This is a genomic window from Rathayibacter sp. AC451, from assembly GCF_979253095.1.
The window spans coordinates 1,529,768-1,543,588 of sequence record NZ_CEEDBD010000001.1 but is presented as its reverse complement, the minus strand read 5'-3'; the positions used below and the strand labels follow the sequence as shown (position 1 = coordinate 1,543,588).

Genomic DNA, 13,821 nt, shown 5'->3' with positions numbered 1-13,821 from the left:
ATGCCTGCTCAGCGGCCCGACTCCCCGCATACTCGGGAGGGTGACAGGGGGACGGGAGCGAGCGCGACCGCCCGCGAGCGGCTCGCATGGGTCGACACGACGCGCGGGCTCGGCGTCCTCGCGGTGGTCCTCTTCCACGTCCTGATCTGGAACCACGACCTGCTGGTCGACGGCCGCTCCGCGGTGAGCGGGCTCTGGGACCAGGTCGGCGGGTCGCTCGGCCGGATCCGCATGCCGATCCTGTTCGCGCTGTCGGGGCTGCTCGCCTCCCGCGGGCTCCTGCGAGGCTGGCGCGGCGGCACGGCACGGCTGCGCCTGGTCTCGAACGGCTACCTCTACGTCGTCTGGGTGGTGCTCTACGGCGTCTTCTTCGCGGTGCTGGCCCGCCCCGGCTTCCCCCACTCGATCGACACCCTGCAGCAGTTCGCGCTGCAGGCGGTGCTGCCGACGACCACGCTCTGGTTCCTCTACGCGCTGGCGGTCTACCCCGTGGTGTTCGTGCTGCTGCGGGCGCTGCGCGTGCCGTGGTGGGGGATCCTGCTGCTGGGCGCCGCGGCGTGGTTCGTGGCGGCGGATCTGCGCGTGATCCTCTTCGGCGACGCCCTGCTGGCGAACTTCGTCTTCTTCGCGCTCGGCGTGCTGGGAGCGGAGCGGCTGCGCTGGTTCTCCCAGCCGCGCCCGATCGCCCTGCTCGCACCGCTGGGCGTCTTCGCCGTCGCGGTCGTCGGAGGACGCGTGGTCCAGGGGCGCGCCGAGGACGTCCTCGGCTTCGTCGCGAGCGCGAGCGCGATCCCGCTGGCGATCGCGTGCGCAGCGCTCCTGTGCCGCTGGGAGCCGGCCGCGGCTCGGATCGGCGATCGGACGGCGCACGCTGCCGATCTACCTCCTGCAGGTTCCGCTGCTCGGACTGCTGTCCCTGGTCGCGGAGCCCGCGAGCACCGGGCTCGTGGAGCTCCTCCGGAACCCGCTGGCCGAGCTCGCCTACCCGCTCGCCGTCACGGCGGCGATCGTCGCGCTCTCGCTCGCGATCAGGTCGCTGCTCGCCTCGGATCCCGACGGACCCGCTCTTCAGCGTGCCCGCGGCGCTCGTCGCGCTCGCCCGGCCCGCGCGCCGCGGCCGGCACGCGGGCTGAGTCACTCGGCGCTCACGCCTGGACGCGGCGCTCGGACGAGCGCTCAGGCCCAGATCTGCGCGAGGTACTCGGCGGTGACCTGAGGGCTGCGCTCGTGCACGTCGTCGGCGGTCCACTCGGAGGATCGAGGGATCGATGGTCCACTCGCCCTCCTCGGGAGCGGCGCCGGTGGTCTCGTAGCCGGCGACCGAGTTCGTCACCGACGCCCAGGTCGCGGCGCCCATCGGCCCGATGAACGTGCTGTCGACCGCGGAGCAGCCGAACTCGGTGCCCGGGCCGTTCGAGGCGCCGAAGCCGCCCTCGGTGTCGGCCGCGTCGGGCAGCGGGAAGACGCGCTTGACCACGTCGGCGCCCACGACGAGGCAGTGCTCGTAGCGCACGCCCGAGGCGGAGCCGATCTGGAAGGCGGTGTTGCTCGAGGCGAAGTCGATGCAGTCGATGCTCGTGATCTCGCCGTAGTAGTTGCCGCCCTGACCCGAGAACTGCACGGTGTCGGTGTGCGCGTTCGAGCCCTTCTCCTTGTAGGCGGGAGCGGTCCAGCAGCCGATGCGGTAGATGAAGCGCAGGCCGCCGGCGCCCTGGGTCGGCGTGCGCATGCTCGAGACGTCCTCGTCGCGCAGCTGCGCGTCCGGGACCACGACCTCGACGAGCTCGACGTTCTCGGTGAACTCGACCCCGTCGACCCCGTAGACGTTGTAGGCGTTCGTCGTGATGCGAGCGAAGGCGGAGCCGCTGCAGCCGCTCGCGAGGAACGCGCCGTTCGTGACGATGCCGCCGAGGGCCACTCCGTTCACGCGCAGCAGCCGCCACGAGTTCGCGGTGGTGACCGTGCCGAAGCCGTCGCGCGGGTAGACCAGGATGCGGTTCTCGCGCTCCAGCGACCCCACGTCCTGCATCATCGGCGAGGAGCTCGAGCCGGCGCCGCCTCCCGGCAGCTCGCCCGGCGCGACGAGGATCCGCACCGTGTCGGACGGGCCGACCTCGGACACGGCGCTCGTGATGGCCTCGCTGATCGCGGCCCACGAGCACCTCGACCTCGACCTCGAGGTCGACGTCGCCCGTGATCCACGGGGTGAGCGAGGGCCAGTGCGTGCCGTTGGGGCCGAAGGAGGCGACGGGCTCGGGCACGCCGGCGAGCAGGTCGAGCTCGCGGGCCTCGGCGTCCGGGTCGCCCGGGACGCGCACGGTGTCGGGCGCGAAGGCGCGGAATGCGGCGTAGCCGGCACCGCCGAGCGCGGCGATGCCGAGGCCGGTGCCGACGGCGCCGAGGATCACGGCGCGGCGGCTGGGCCTGCGCGGAGGGAGCTCGTGGAAGCTCCCGTCGAACGGGGTCGCGTCGGCCGAGTGGTCGGCGTCGTCGGGCGGGAGGCGAGTGGAGTCGGCCAAGGGTGTCCAAACCGTCAGTGGGCGGTGCCGGAGGCGGCACGCCGCAGGTCCGGCGCGCAACGCTGTGCCGTGAGCGCCGCCGTCGGGCTGTCGGAGCGCTCGGTCTGCACCCTAGCAGCCGCTCCCGGAGGGACGCCCAGGCTGTCCGGCGATCGTCGGTCAGCGGCCGCGGAGTTCCCGCTTGCGCATCTCGGCGGCGATGTCGTCCTCGGTGATCTCCTTCTTCATCGGCCCCCAGATCGCGGCGGCCTGCGCCACGACTCCGATCCCGATGCCCAGCATCGGCCAGATCGGCCAGAAGTAGCCGTCGGCGCCGCCTGCGATCCAGACGGTCGTGGTGATGGCCGAGACGCTCGCCCAGCCGCCCACCGTGCCGGCGAAGTCGCGTCGGCGCTTGATCTCGCGCACAGCCAGCGCCCGGTCGGCGTCCTCGACCCGCGCCGCCTCGGGGACGGCGGCGGCCGATCCCGAGGCCGGTTCGACGGCGGCCCCCGTCGCGTCCCGTCGTGCTGCAGGATCCGGGGATCCCCACTCGTCGCTCATCCGGCCCCCTCCGTCGTGTCCAGACTACGCACGAGCACGGAGTGCCGCATCAGGCCCTAGGACCTGGTGAACACGATCTCGCGTGCTCCGCTCGGCCTGATCGCACGATCTGCGGCGTCGGAATCCTCGGTCGATGCCCGCATCGACCTTCGGCTTCCTCCTTGCAGCTCGCACGACCAGGCCGTGCTCGCGACGGCGATCTCTTGTCCACCAGGCCCTAGACGTGGGTGCGCTCCATGATGGCCGTCGTCAGCGCCTCCACCGGTTCGCGCGCGGCGGACGCGCTCTCCAGGAGCCGGAACTCGATGTCCTCGAGCTCGGGCAGGCCGAACCGGTCGCTGACGGTCACCAGATCGCCGGGGATCAGCGAGCGCGGGAAGACGGCGATGCCGATGCCGGCGCGGACCGCCGCGAGTACGCCGTTCACCTCCCGCGTGTTGCAGGTGATGCGCCAGGTGCGGCCCGCGGCCTCGAGCGCGTCGATCGCGATCTGCCGCGACACGCTCGGACCCCGGTAGGCGATGAGCGGCACCGTCTCGTCGTGCTCGAGGACGGTGTTCTCGTGCGCGACCCAGACCATGGCGTCCCGGCGGACGAGGCGGCCGTCCGTGGATCCCGGTGCGGTCTTCACGAACACGAGGTCGAGGTGCCCCGCGTCGAGTCGGCGGCGCAGCGGCCCGCTCTGGTCGACGGTCAGCTCGAGCTTCACCTGCGGGTGGAGCTGGCGGAAGTGGCGGAGGATCCGGGGCAGCTGCGTGATCGCGAGGTCGTCCGCCGATCCGAAGCGCAGCCGGCCCTGCATGGCGGTGCCGCTGAAGTAGTTCTCGGCCGCGGCGTGCGCGGCGAGGATCGTCCGTGCGAAGCCGGCCATGGCCACTCCGTTGTCGGTCAGCTCGACCTCGCGGGTGTCGCGCAGCACGAGGATGCGGTCCGCCGCCTCCTCGAGTCGGCGCACGTGCTGGCTCACCGTCGGCTGGCTGATCCCGAGCTGCGCCGCGGCGCGGGTGAACCCGCGCGTCTCGGCCACCGCGAGGAAGGTCCGGAGGAGAGCGGGGTCGTACACGGTTCCTCCTCGACGAGTCGCCTGTCATTGCGCAGGGCGATGCTCCGCAGCGCCCGATTCCTCGAGCTTATGCCGCGCTCCGAGGAGTCGGGTAGGCCCCGTCCCGTGAGCCGCCGGGTCGGGACGCCTCCGGCTGGCAGTGCGGGCACCACCAGGTGCGGCGCCGCTCCGGATCGTCGCGGACCTCGGCGCGCACGAGCACGGTGGTGCCGCAGCGCAGGCACGGCCGGCCCGCGCGGCCCACCACCCAGTGCCGCTCTCCCTGCCGGGTGTCGCCGGTCGTGGTCTGGAACATGCCGGGGATCGTGACGGAGGCCCGCAGGGCTCGAGCCGACGTCGCGACGAGGGCGCGCACGTCGAGGGAGCCGATCGGGCGCCAGGGCCAGAGGCCGCGGAGGAAGCAGACCTCGTTCACCCAGAGGTTGCCCAGGCCCGCGAGGTTCCGCTGATCCAGCAGCGCGGCGACGACGGGGCGGTCGGGATCGCGCGAGAGACGGGCGACCGCCTCCTGGGCGTCCCAGTCGTCGCGGAGCGGATCGGGACCGAGGTGCCCGATCGCCGTCGCGAGGTCGCGATCGGGCAGCAGCTCGACCACCGGCAGCTCGAGTCCCCAGAGTGTCGTGCCGTCGTCGAGGCGGAGGCGGACGCGCACGTCGGGCTGCACCCGCCGGGGGATCGCGCGGCCGGGAGCGGTGACGGTCCAGGAGCCCTGCATCCGCAGATGGGTGTGCAGGGTCCAGCCCTCGTCGAGGCGGGTCAGCAGGTGCTTGCCGTGGGTCTCGTGGCGGAGGATCCGCAGGCCGGCGAGGGCGGTTCCGGCGGCGTCTCCCGATCGGAGCTCCCCGTCCTCCACCAGGCGGCCGTCCGCCGCCCGACGGAGCCGGGCGGCGAGACGGTGGACGCTGTCTCCCTCGGGCACGAGCCGCACTCTAGGCGGTGCGGCTCCTGCCCTTCTCAGGGAGGCCCACTCAGGAAGCGGGGTACGCCTCCTCGTAGCTGCGCGTGGACCCGTCGCGCGAGGTGACGTCGATGGTCGCGACTCCCGCGTCGATCGAGCGCTCGTGCGTGTTGAAGGTGACGCTGAACTCGCGACCGGGCTTCAACTTCTTGGTGGACTTCGTGCCGTAGTCGGTCGAGACGACGACGGCGACCTCCTCCGGACCGTTGTTCACCGCGGTGACGGTGACCGTCGCGAAGGGCCCACGGGCACCCGTCTCGGCGCTGGTCGCGACGTCGATGCTCGTGGTCGGGGCCTCGGGGAGGTCGAGACCGACGATCACCGGGTCGTGGTCGCTCGAGCGGAAGGCCGACGTGTCGTAGAAAATCGTCGCGTTGTAGTCGTAGCGGCTGTACTCCAGCGCCACGGACTCGCCGCTGTTGATGTTCCAGGTGTCGACGCCGGTGACGATCGCGTCGGCTGCCGGCGAGGCGAAGACGTGGTCGAGCGAGCCGACCGCGCCGTCGAAGGAGTAGGAGTACTCCCCGCCGTCCTTCGCACCCTGGTCGAGGTAGCCCGCGTCGGTGATGACCCGGATCGGGTCCTCCTGCGAGTAGGCGTTGAAGTCGCCGAGCAGGTAGACGAGCTCGGTGGCCTTCTCGGCCTGCAGACGGTCGGCGAACGCGACGAGCGCGGTGGCCTGAGCGACGCGGGAGGCGTTCGAAGCGCCCTGGCCGTCGCCCTGGTCGGCGTCGGCGCCCGAGCCGGAGCCCTTGGACTTGAAGTGGTTCACGATCGCCACGAACTCGCTCTCGGCGACGCCGATCAGGCGGAACTCCTGGGCGAGCGGCTTGCGCGCGTTCGAGAACGCGGTGGTGTCGTTCAGGATGACCGACTCGCCGACGGGCTCGATCACGGCCTTCTTGTAGATGAAGGCGGTGCGGATGACGTCCTCGTCCGCCAGCGCGGGCAGCGCGGCGGGCGAGGCGACGTAGGCCCAGACCTCCGAGCCTGCGGCCGCGTTGAGGGCCGCGGTCAGCGTGGCGAGGGCCTCGTCGCGCGGCTTGCCGAACTTGGCGGAGTTCTCGATCTCCTCGAGCGAGACGACGCCGGCGCCGAGCGAGTTGATCGCCGTGACGATCTTGGCCTGCTGCCGCTTGAGGTCGTCGGCGTTCGCGGCACCGCGGGCGTCGCAGCCGCTGTTCACCGTGACGGGGTCGCCGTCGCGGTCGGTGTAGAAGGTGCAGCCCGCGACGGAGTCGCCGGTGGTCGAGAAGTAGTTCAGCACGTTGAAGGAGGCGATCGCGACGTCGCCGCCCACGTTCTCCGGCGCGGCGGTGCGCGTGTCGGCGAACTCGGCCGGCTGCACCGTCGCGGCGTTCTCGACGGTCAGCTGCGTGGTCGGCTGGAAGGACCAGCCGTTGTTGCGGTAGTCGAGCACGACCGGACCGGTGAAGGTCGCGGGGGCTCCGACGCGGATCGGCTCGGCGGGGGTCAGGTAGGGCAGCGGGATCGCCTTGTTGGCGGCCGAGCCGAGGAAGTTGATCGAGGCTCCGTCGTCGAGCACGATCGCGCGGGCCGCGTTGTCGGCGACGACCGCCGCGAGCTCGGGGGAGCCCGGACGCGCGACCTCGGTCGGGGTGAGCAGCGGCGAGGTGCCGGCGGCGAGGCCGATCGAGCCGAAGCTGTTCAGATCGAAGGTGTCGGTCACGGTGAACGGACCCTGCGGGGCGATCAGCATGCTCTCGAGCACCTCGCGCTCCGCCGCCGTGCGCGGCAGCTCGACGGCGGCCGGGACGACCGGCGCAGCCGGTGCCGCGAGGCGCACGACGGTCGCGGCGGAGGTGGGGGTGAGCTCGGTGAGGCCGTTGAACTCGCTCACGGCGCCGGTGATCTCGAGGTGGTCGCCGATCGCGACGGAGCCGACCGAGGCGGAGGAGTAGACGAAGACCGCGTCGGAGGCGGTGCGGCCCGTCGTGCTCCCGCCCGTGCCCGGGGTCTGGATGACGTAGCCGTTGTAGCCGCCGGAGGGGTAGCGGGCGGTGACGACACCCGTGGTCACGACGGTGCGGCCGACGAGCGGCGACGCGGCTCCGGTGCCCTGGATCTCGGCGATGGTCGCCCTCTCGGCGGGAGCGGGCGGGGTCGTCGGCGGGGTCGTGGGAGCGGTCGTCGGGCCGGGGGTCGGCGCGGTGCCGCCGCCGCTCGAGCGCGGGGTGGCCGCTCCGACGGTGAAGTCGGCGCTGTTGACATCGGTGTCGCCGGCGGTGCCGTCGGCGCGCGAGAGCGACTCGGTGAGCGTCGGCACCGGTGCCGCCGCCGTCTCGAAGGTGTTGGACGTGCCGTATCCGAGGAGGTCGAGGACGGCCTCGGGCTGCGGCGACGCCCCGGTGGGCGGAGCGACGAGCGGGGCGGTGCCCTCGACGAGGAAGACGGTGCCGCCCGCAGCGGCCAGGTTGAGGCCGCCCGCGATCTGGTCGGGGGCGGGCAGTGCGGCGCCGTTGGTCCCGTTGCTCGCGCCCTGCACCAGGAAGTGGCCGCCGGCCGGCACCGTGCCCTGCAGCGCGATGGTGGTGGTGGGGTTCGCGGTGCCCGTGGCCGAGCGGTACTGCAGGCTCGTGCCGCCGAGGGCGATGTCGGACCCGGTGGGGTTGTGCAACTCGACGAAGCGGTTGCTGTAGATCGCGCCGGCGGAGCCTCCGCGTGCGAAGACCTCGCTGATCACGAGCTCGTCACCGGACGGCGCGGCCGAGGCGGGCGCCGCGACGAGCGGAGCGGCGACGAGGGCGAGACCGCCGATCGCGGCGGCGGAGCGGGCGGCGACGGCGAGGGAGCGCCTCCGTCGGCGGAAAGGGGTGGCGGTGTCGAGCACCGGATCGTCGTTCATGGCTGTCCTCTCGGTCGCCGTCCGGGGAGGGACGGCCGGTCGCGCCTGCGTCGGCGCGGTGTGCGTGCCCCTGAAAGGGGCACGAACAGCCACGCTATGCAGCTCAGATGCCCGGTCCGTGAACCAGGTGTTTCATGAGTGTGAACTCAGCCACCGACACACGGTCGTGCCGGACCCGACGGTCCGCGCCACTACGGTCGAGCCATGACCGATCCCCACGATCTGCGCGGCCGCCTGGTCCGCGCGCACGGCGACTCCCGGGATCGGGCGGGCGATTCCGCGTCCTCCGACGTCACGGGCTGGTGGCGCGATCCGGTCCTGCTGGCCGCTCTGGGTCCGGGGCTCGGCGATCTGTTCGCCGAGGAGGAGATCACCGCCGTCCTGGGCCCCCAGACGCGCGGCACACCACTCGCCGCCCTCACCGCCCTGCACCGCGGCGTCGGGCTCGTCGAGGCGCGCAAGGCGTCGGCCCCGGTCGAGGACTCGGCCGACTGGTGGGAGTCGGCGATCGCCCTCGACTACCGCGACGATCCGCTCCTGTTCCGCGTGCGGCGCGCGCTGCTCGGACCCGGCGACCGCGTGCTGCTCGTCGACGACTGGATCGAGACCGGCACCCAGGCGGCCGCGTGCCGTCGTCTCGTCGAGCTCGCCGGAGCGGAGTGGGTCGGCGCGGCCGTCGTCGTCGACGGCCTGGAGGACGACGCGCGGCGCGCCGACCTGCGGGTGCGCTCGCTCGTGCTCGACGCGGAGCTGTGAGCGCGCGATCGGGACGACCTCGGCCCGCTCGCGGCTGATGTCCGGGAACGGCGGCCATGATCGGGGCATGATCACCTTCGAGCTGGCCCGGGCGCTGCGCACCGCGGGCGTGCGCTGGTCCCCGGTCACCGGCGACCGCTTCCGCATCGAGCGGGAGGGGTTCGACGGCGACGTCTTCACCGTGAGCGACATGACCATCGAGGCGCACGAGTACCCCAGCGGCACCGTGCTCGGCTTCAACGGCACCACCGAGTGGGCGCTCGACTCGGTCTCGCTCGACGACTCGCTCTGGCTGCCGCGGGAGGACCAGCTCCGCGAGCTCCTGCGCGGCACGTTCCGCTCGCTCCGCCGACTCGCAGGGGAGCCCGTGCGCTACGCGGTCGAGATCGAGCTGGCCGGAGCGACGCGCGTCTTCGAGGACGAGGTCGCCGAGAACGCCTACGCCGAGGCGCTCCTCGCGCTGGTCAGCTCGCTGTCGGTCGATCTCGACGACGTCGACGAGCTCGTCTGAGCCGTCCGACCGTCAGGACGCGGCCTTCTCGGCCGGTGCGTCCTCGGCCTTCGAGCGCTTCGCCGCAGGTTTCTCCGCGGCGGTCTTCGTCGCGGGAGCCTTCTTCTGCGCGGCCGTCTTCTTCTTCGCGGCGGGCTTCTCCGCCTCCGGCTCGGCCTCCTCGGCGACGCTCTTCTTCGCCGATGCCTTCTTCGCGGCGGGCTTCCGCTTCGGAGCCTCGTCGTCCTTCGGCGCCGCCCCCTTCGCCCCGCGGCTGCGCTCGACGGAGCGCTTGAGCGCCTCCATCAGGTCGAGCACCTCGCCGCCGCCCTCCGCCTCGGGCTTCTCGCCGAAGGTGGCCGCCGTGTCGAGGGCGTCGCCCTGCTCGATCTTCGCGTCGATGAGGGTCCGCAGCTCCTCCTGGTACGCGTCGGTGAACTTGGACGCGTCGAAGTCCTCGGAGTAGGAGTCGACCAGGTGCGAGGACATCTCGAGCTCGCGGGCGGCGATGCGGGTGGTGCCCTCGAGGGAGGGGAACTCGACCTCGCGCACCTCGTCGGCCCAGAGCAGCGTCTGCAGCATCAGCAGCTTGCCGCGCACGCGCAGTGCGGCGAGCCGCGTCTTCTGGCGCAGGGCGAACTCGACGATCGCCGTGCGGTCGGTCTGCTCGAGCGTCCGGCGCAGCAGCACGTACGCCTTGGGGGAGGAGGAGTCGGGCTCGAGGATGTAGGCGCGGTCGAACATGATGGGGTCGACCTGCTCGCTCGGCACGAACTGCACCACGTCGATCTCGCGGTCGCGCTCCTCGGGCAGCGCCTTCAGCTCGTCCTTGGTAAGCACCACCGTGTGCTCGCCGTCGTCGTAGGCCTTGTCGATGTGGTCGAAGGAGACCACCTCGCCGCACACCTCGCACTTGCGCTGGTACCGGATCCGCCCGCCGTCGCGGTCGTGCACCTGGTGCAGCGCGATGTCGTGGTCCTCGGTGGCGCTGTAGATCTTCACCGGCACGTTGACGAGGCCGAAGGTGATCGCGCCTTTCCAGATCGCTCGCATGGGCACCAGTGAACACCGACGGCCGCATCGCGGAAGCCCTTGCGGGCTCCCGGTGCCGCTCGCGCTCTCGCCGTCCTCCCGGCGGCGTGGTGTGTGATGGCCGCATGAGCGACCTGACACAGCCGGCCGACAGGCTCCGCGCGGCGCTGCACGCTTCGGACGCCTCCTCGAGGCTGCGGTCCGCGATGAGCGCGGGCACCCGCCCGGCCGACGAGTACATCCCCGTCCTGATCGAGCGCTGCCGCGTCGAACCCGACTTCGGCGTGCGCGAGATGCTCACCTGGGCGCTGATCCGCCACGACCCGTCGCGCACGGTCGATCTGCTCCTGCCCGAGCTGGTGTCGGAGGTGCCGCAGGCGCGCAGCCAGGCGCTGCACACGCTCTCGAAGGTGGGCGATGCGAGGGCGTGGCCCGCCATCACTCCCGCGCTGCTGCACGACGAGCACCTCGAGGTGGCGCTGGCCGCGTGGCGGACCGCCGCCCGCCTCGCTCCCGAGCACGAGCGGCCCGCGCTCGCCCGGCAGCTCGCCGAGCACCTGGGCGACGGCGACCGGCCGGTGCAGAAGAGCCTCACCCGCGCCCTGCTGATGCTCGGCGAGTCCGCGGCCGCCCCCTTGAGGCGGCCGCGCTGTCCGCCGAGGAGCCGCGGCGGATCCACGCCCTGGCCACCCTCCGCCTCCTCGCCGATCCGGAGGAGGACGTCGAGGAGGCGTTCGACCGCGCCCGCCGCGCCCGCCGCGCCTGACGCGGCACCCCCTTCACGCGAGGACCCCCCCTCCACGCGAGGGAACCCCGGTCCGTCGAGGGAGCCCGCAGCAGCGGGGGTCTCGACGTCCCTGGGTTCCCTGGACGAGACGGTCGTGCGCTAGAGCGCGGCTCCCGTCAGCAGTCCGCGGTCGTCGAGGTACTCGCGCACCAGGCGCTCCGCGGTGGCGCGGCTGATGCCGACCTCGTCGAGGACGGCGTCGAGGTACTGCTCGGCGTTGTCGCCGGTGACTCCGAGCTCAGCGGCGATCTCGCGGTACGACAGACCGGAGGTCAGCAGTCGCAGCACCTCGGCCCGCGTCGGGAGCGTGATCGGCGTCGGGGTCGGCGACGGCGGGGTCGGGTTCTTCTCCTCGTCGATCGCCGAGGTGTCCTCGGCGAAGGAGGCGGTCACGTACGCGATCGCCTTCGAGGTGATGCCGAGCGCCTCCTGGTTGATGTTCGCCAGGTCGTCGCCCTCCGAGTGGTAGTTCGGGTCGTGCGGGATGCCGACGGTGCCGCCGAAGAGCGCGGCCTCCTCCTCCGTCTTGATGTCGTCGGCGCCGGTGAAGACACCCGAGGAGGGGATGCCGACCGAGATGAAGCCGTCGTAGTCGCTGCGTCCGTCGAACGCGGTGTCGATCCACGGCTGGCCGATGGAGTCGAAGTAGTCCGTGAACGCCTTCTCCGTGGCGATGGAGCCGGCGGGCACCTCGACGAGGGCCTCGTAGGTCGACTCGTTCGCGTCGTAGACCGAGATGACGTAGTTCGGCGAGGCGACCATGTCGAAGTTCATGTAGGTCGCGATCTTGTCGGCCTCCTCCTGGGTCAGGGAGTCGACGTACTCGTAGGAGCCGACCAGGCCGACCTCCTCGGCGCCCCACCAGGCGAAGCGCACGGCGTTGGTGGTCTCGCCGGCCTCGGCGAGGCTCGACGGCGGTCTCGAGGAGCGTCGCCGATCCGGAGCCGTTGTCGTTGATGCCGGGACCCTCCGGCACACCGTCGAGGTGCGCGCCGAGCATGACCACGTTGTCGTGGTCGCCGCCCTCGGTCTCGGTGATGATGTTGAAGGTCTCGGTGTCGGTGGTCGTCTGCTCGAGGACCAGCGTCGCCGTCGTCGGCAGCGCCGCGATGAGCGCCTGCCCCTCCTCGAGGGTGATGCCGACCGACGGGATGTAGCTGTCGTCCGGAGCGCCGAGCGTTCCGTTCAGGGCCTCACCGGGAACGTTGTTGTAGATCAGGATCGCCGAGGCGCCCGCGGCGCCGGCCGCCGCGCTCTTCTCCGAGAAGGAGCAGGTGCCGCGGCTGACGAGGGCGACCTTGCCGGTCGCGTCGAGTCCGGCCCAGGCGTCCGCCGTGCAGCCGAGCGGGTCGGCGGGCTGGATGAGCTCGCCGGTCACCCCGCCCTCGGGTGTGGAGGGCGTGAACGACATCGGGATGCCCTCGACCGCGGGGGTCGTGGTGAGCGAGAACTCGTCGATGGTCTGGGTGGTGGTCGTGAAGTCCTGGCGCTCGGTCTCGTAGCCGGCGGCCTTCAGGACCGCCTCGACGTACTGGCCGCTGAGCTCGTAGCCTTCGGTGCCGATGGCGCGGTTGCCGCCGTTCGCGTCGGCGATCGCCTGGAACGCCTCGAGGTGCTCCATGATGCCGTCGACCGTGACGGCATCGGCGAAGTCGGAGGCTTCGACGGCGCTGGCCGTCGGTGCGAATGCGAAGCCGGCGACGAGCGCGCCTGCTCCGATCATCGCGCTGGTGCCGAGGAGTGAGCGGCGGCGCCGTGCGCCTGGTGCTCCTGAGGTGCTGTTCGCCACAGGGGTGTCCCTTCGTCGATGACAGAGGCCGCCGGGAACGGCGACCGGCGCTCCCGAACTCCTGTGAACGGGCGGCGCTTCTGGCGAGGCTATTCTCAGGAGACGCGGAAGGACACCCTTCCGGGGCCGATTTCACAACTGCGAAACACGGAGCGGCGGCTGCCACGGCCGCGCCTCAGGGGTGCCCGCCGAGAGCCTGTTGAACAGGAGATCGCCGTCGCGAGCACGCGAGATCGTGTTCACCAGGTCCTAGGCCGTCGCGTCGCTCTCGGCCCACTCGCGCAGCATGGCGAGGGTCTCGTCCGGCCGATCCCGGTGCGGGCTGTGGCCGGCTCCGGACACCACCGCGTAGCGCACGAGCGGGTTCGCCCGCAGCGCGGCGGCGGCGTGCCGGGGCGGGAACAGCGTGACGACTCCGGGATCGCCGGCCAGCACCAGCACCCGGGCGCTCAGCCGCGGCACGTCCTCGAGCACATCCCACGGGTCGTTCGCGTCGATCGTCGCGGCGACGGCCTGCGGATCCGCGGCGCGTGCCGCGTGCAGCTTCTCCCGCCGGTCCCGCTCCGACCAGTGCGGGGTCCCCGCGGCCAGCTCCTCGGCCGAGGTCTCCAGATCGGCCAGCTCCCCGGCGCGGATCCCGGTCCGCTGCCCGTCCTCGAGGCGCAGGACCGGATCCAGCAGTGCCAGCCGCGTCGCCCAGCCGCCGTCGCGGGCGGCGGCGCGCACGGCGATCGCCCCGCCGAGCGAGTGCCCGACGACGAGGTCCCACGCGCCGGAGTCGGGGCGCAGAGCCAGTGCGTCGTCGGCGTAGTCGTCGTGACCGGACGCTCCGCCGCGCGTTCCTGCGCCGTGCCCCCGCAGATCCGGGACGGTGACGCTCCATCCCGCACTGCCCAGCGCCTCGGCGACGCGCCACCAGGTGCCGGAGGAGCCGCCGAGGCCGTGCAGGAGGAGAGCGGTGCGCGTCGTCATGCGGCCAGGGTAGGGCCTGTCGAGCACGCGAGATCGTGTTCGTCAG

General features: G+C 72.4%; 15 protein-coding genes and 1 pseudogene. 8 read left to right on the top strand and 8 right to left on the bottom strand.

The window, feature by feature from the left end; genetic code table 11:
• The 3 genes from AC0CID_RS07405 to AC0CID_RS07395 all read left to right on the top strand — a co-directional run bounded on the left by AC0CID_RS07405 (window position 1) and on the right by AC0CID_RS07395 (window position 1,985).
• Window positions 1-1,368, top strand: coding sequence for an acyltransferase family protein (locus tag AC0CID_RS07405; protein WP_465226298.1), 1,368 nt, complete (start codon window positions 1-3; stop codon window positions 1,366-1,368).
• 320 nt (window positions 1,369-1,688) lie between these two features.
• The gene (locus AC0CID_RS07400) at window positions 1,689-1,823 is read left to right on the top strand and encodes a hypothetical protein (protein WP_465226297.1); all 135 of its coding nucleotides are present in this window, start codon (window positions 1,689-1,691) and stop codon (window positions 1,821-1,823) included.
• An 18-nt stretch (window positions 1,824-1,841) separates the two neighbouring features.
• Window positions 1,842-1,985: a hypothetical protein gene (locus tag AC0CID_RS07395; protein WP_465226296.1), complete on the top strand. Its 144-nt coding sequence runs from the start codon at window positions 1,842-1,844 to the stop codon at window positions 1,983-1,985.
• A gap of 693 nt (window positions 1,986-2,678) precedes the next feature.
• Here AC0CID_RS07395 and AC0CID_RS07390 read toward each other — a convergent pair.
• The 4 genes from AC0CID_RS07390 to AC0CID_RS07375 form a co-directional block, all read right to left on the bottom strand.
• The gene (locus AC0CID_RS07390) at window positions 2,679-3,062 is read right to left on the bottom strand and encodes a 2TM domain-containing protein (RefSeq protein WP_207403498.1); all 384 of its coding nucleotides are present in this window, start codon (window positions 3,060-3,062) and stop codon (window positions 2,679-2,681) included.
• A gap of 217 nt (window positions 3,063-3,279) precedes the next feature.
• The gene (locus AC0CID_RS07385; RefSeq protein ID WP_207403497.1) at window positions 3,280-4,125 is read right to left on the bottom strand and encodes a LysR substrate-binding domain-containing protein; all 846 of its coding nucleotides are present in this window, start codon (window positions 4,123-4,125) and stop codon (window positions 3,280-3,282) included.
• A 67-nt stretch (window positions 4,126-4,192) separates the two neighbouring features.
• Window positions 4,193-5,044, bottom strand: a complete 852-nt coding sequence (locus AC0CID_RS07380; RefSeq protein ID WP_207403496.1) for an Fpg/Nei family DNA glycosylase — start codon at window positions 5,042-5,044, stop codon at window positions 4,193-4,195.
• A gap of 49 nt (window positions 5,045-5,093) precedes the next feature.
• Window positions 5,094-7,949 (bottom strand): ExeM/NucH family extracellular endonuclease, encoded by a 2,856-nt coding sequence (locus AC0CID_RS07375; protein WP_465226295.1) that lies wholly within the window; start codon window positions 7,947-7,949, stop codon window positions 5,094-5,096.
• Between the two features lie 204 nt (window positions 7,950-8,153).
• Between AC0CID_RS07375 and AC0CID_RS07370 the strand changes: the two genes are divergently transcribed.
• Both AC0CID_RS07370 and AC0CID_RS07365 read left to right on the top strand, forming a co-directional pair.
• Window positions 8,154-8,705 (top strand): phosphoribosyltransferase family protein, encoded by a 552-nt coding sequence (locus AC0CID_RS07370; RefSeq protein WP_465226294.1) that lies wholly within the window; start codon window positions 8,154-8,156, stop codon window positions 8,703-8,705.
• A 67-nt stretch (window positions 8,706-8,772) separates the two neighbouring features.
• Window positions 8,773-9,216: a pilus assembly protein CpaE gene (locus AC0CID_RS07365; RefSeq protein WP_207403493.1), complete on the top strand. Its 444-nt coding sequence runs from the start codon at window positions 8,773-8,775 to the stop codon at window positions 9,214-9,216.
• Between the two features lie 12 nt (window positions 9,217-9,228).
• On the opposite strand, the gene ku is transcribed toward AC0CID_RS07365, so the two are convergent.
• Window positions 9,229-10,248, bottom strand: a complete 1,020-nt coding sequence (gene ku / locus AC0CID_RS07360) for a non-homologous end joining protein Ku (protein ID WP_465226293.1) — start codon at window positions 10,246-10,248, stop codon at window positions 9,229-9,231.
• Window positions 10,249-10,352: 104 nt separating this feature from the next.
• On the opposite strand from ku, the gene AC0CID_RS07355 reads away from it, so the two are divergent.
• Window positions 10,353-11,117 carry a HEAT repeat domain-containing protein gene (locus AC0CID_RS07355; RefSeq protein WP_465226292.1) on the top strand — a complete coding sequence of 255 codons (765 nt, stop codon included), beginning with the start codon at window positions 10,353-10,355 and terminating at the stop codon, window positions 11,115-11,117.
• On the opposite strand, the gene AC0CID_RS07350 is transcribed toward AC0CID_RS07355, so the two are convergent.
• Window positions 11,114-11,890, bottom strand: coding sequence for a M28 family peptidase (locus AC0CID_RS07350; protein ID WP_465226291.1), 777 nt, complete (start codon window positions 11,888-11,890; stop codon window positions 11,114-11,116). The two genes, AC0CID_RS07355 and AC0CID_RS07350, sit on opposite strands and share 4 nt — an antisense overlap.
• A gap of 122 nt (window positions 11,891-12,012) precedes the next feature.
• Between AC0CID_RS07350 and AC0CID_RS07345 the strand changes: the two genes are divergently transcribed.
• Window positions 12,013-12,171 (top strand): hypothetical protein, encoded by a 159-nt coding sequence (locus AC0CID_RS07345; RefSeq protein ID WP_465226290.1) that lies wholly within the window; start codon window positions 12,013-12,015, stop codon window positions 12,169-12,171.
• Window positions 12,172-12,185: 14 nt separating this feature from the next.
• On the opposite strand, the pseudogene AC0CID_RS07340 reads toward AC0CID_RS07345, so the two are convergent.
• Window positions 12,186-12,425 (bottom strand): annotated as a pseudogene (locus AC0CID_RS07340) (PA domain-containing protein); the annotation flags it as partial.
• Here AC0CID_RS07340 and AC0CID_RS07335 point away from each other — a divergent pair.
• The gene (locus tag AC0CID_RS07335) at window positions 12,376-12,516 is read left to right on the top strand and encodes a hypothetical protein (protein WP_465226289.1); all 141 of its coding nucleotides are present in this window, start codon (window positions 12,376-12,378) and stop codon (window positions 12,514-12,516) included. The pseudogene AC0CID_RS07340 and the gene AC0CID_RS07335 overlap by 50 nt on opposite strands.
• Before the next feature lie 536 nt (window positions 12,517-13,052).
• Here the strand turns inward: AC0CID_RS07335 and AC0CID_RS07330 are convergent.
• Complete coding sequence (locus AC0CID_RS07330) at window positions 13,053-13,775, bottom strand: alpha/beta fold hydrolase (RefSeq protein WP_465226288.1); 723 nt, start codon at window positions 13,773-13,775, stop codon at window positions 13,053-13,055.
• Between the last annotated feature and the right edge of the window lie 46 nt (window positions 13,776-13,821).

Coding starts and splice junctions, on each gene's coding strand:
- AC0CID_RS07370 (WP_465226294.1), top strand. CDS start 8,154: ATGACCGATCCCCACGATCTGCGCGGCCGCCTGGTCCGCGCGCACGGC.
- AC0CID_RS07390 (WP_207403498.1), bottom strand. CDS start 3,062: ATGAGCGACGAGTGGGGATCCCCGGATCCTGCAGCACGACGGGACGCG.
- AC0CID_RS07400 (WP_465226297.1), top strand. CDS start 1,689: ATGAAGCGCAGGCCGCCGGCGCCCTGGGTCGGCGTGCGCATGCTCGAG.
- AC0CID_RS07375 (WP_465226295.1), bottom strand. CDS start 7,949: ATGAACGACGATCCGGTGCTCGACACCGCCACCCCTTTCCGCCGACGG.
- AC0CID_RS07330 (WP_465226288.1), bottom strand. CDS start 13,775: ATGACGACGCGCACCGCTCTCCTCCTGCACGGCCTCGGCGGCTCCTCC.
- AC0CID_RS07405 (WP_465226298.1), top strand. CDS start 1: ATGCCTGCTCAGCGGCCCGACTCCCCGCATACTCGGGAGGGTGACAGG.
- ku (WP_465226293.1), bottom strand. CDS start 10,248: ATGCGAGCGATCTGGAAAGGCGCGATCACCTTCGGCCTCGTCAACGTG.
- AC0CID_RS07335 (WP_465226289.1), top strand. CDS start 12,376: ATGAGCTCGCCGGTCACCCCGCCCTCGGGTGTGGAGGGCGTGAACGAC.
- AC0CID_RS07345 (WP_465226290.1), top strand. CDS start 12,013: ATGACCACGTTGTCGTGGTCGCCGCCCTCGGTCTCGGTGATGATGTTG.
- AC0CID_RS07355 (WP_465226292.1), top strand. CDS start 10,353: ATGAGCGACCTGACACAGCCGGCCGACAGGCTCCGCGCGGCGCTGCAC.
- AC0CID_RS07365 (WP_207403493.1), top strand. CDS start 8,773: ATGATCACCTTCGAGCTGGCCCGGGCGCTGCGCACCGCGGGCGTGCGC.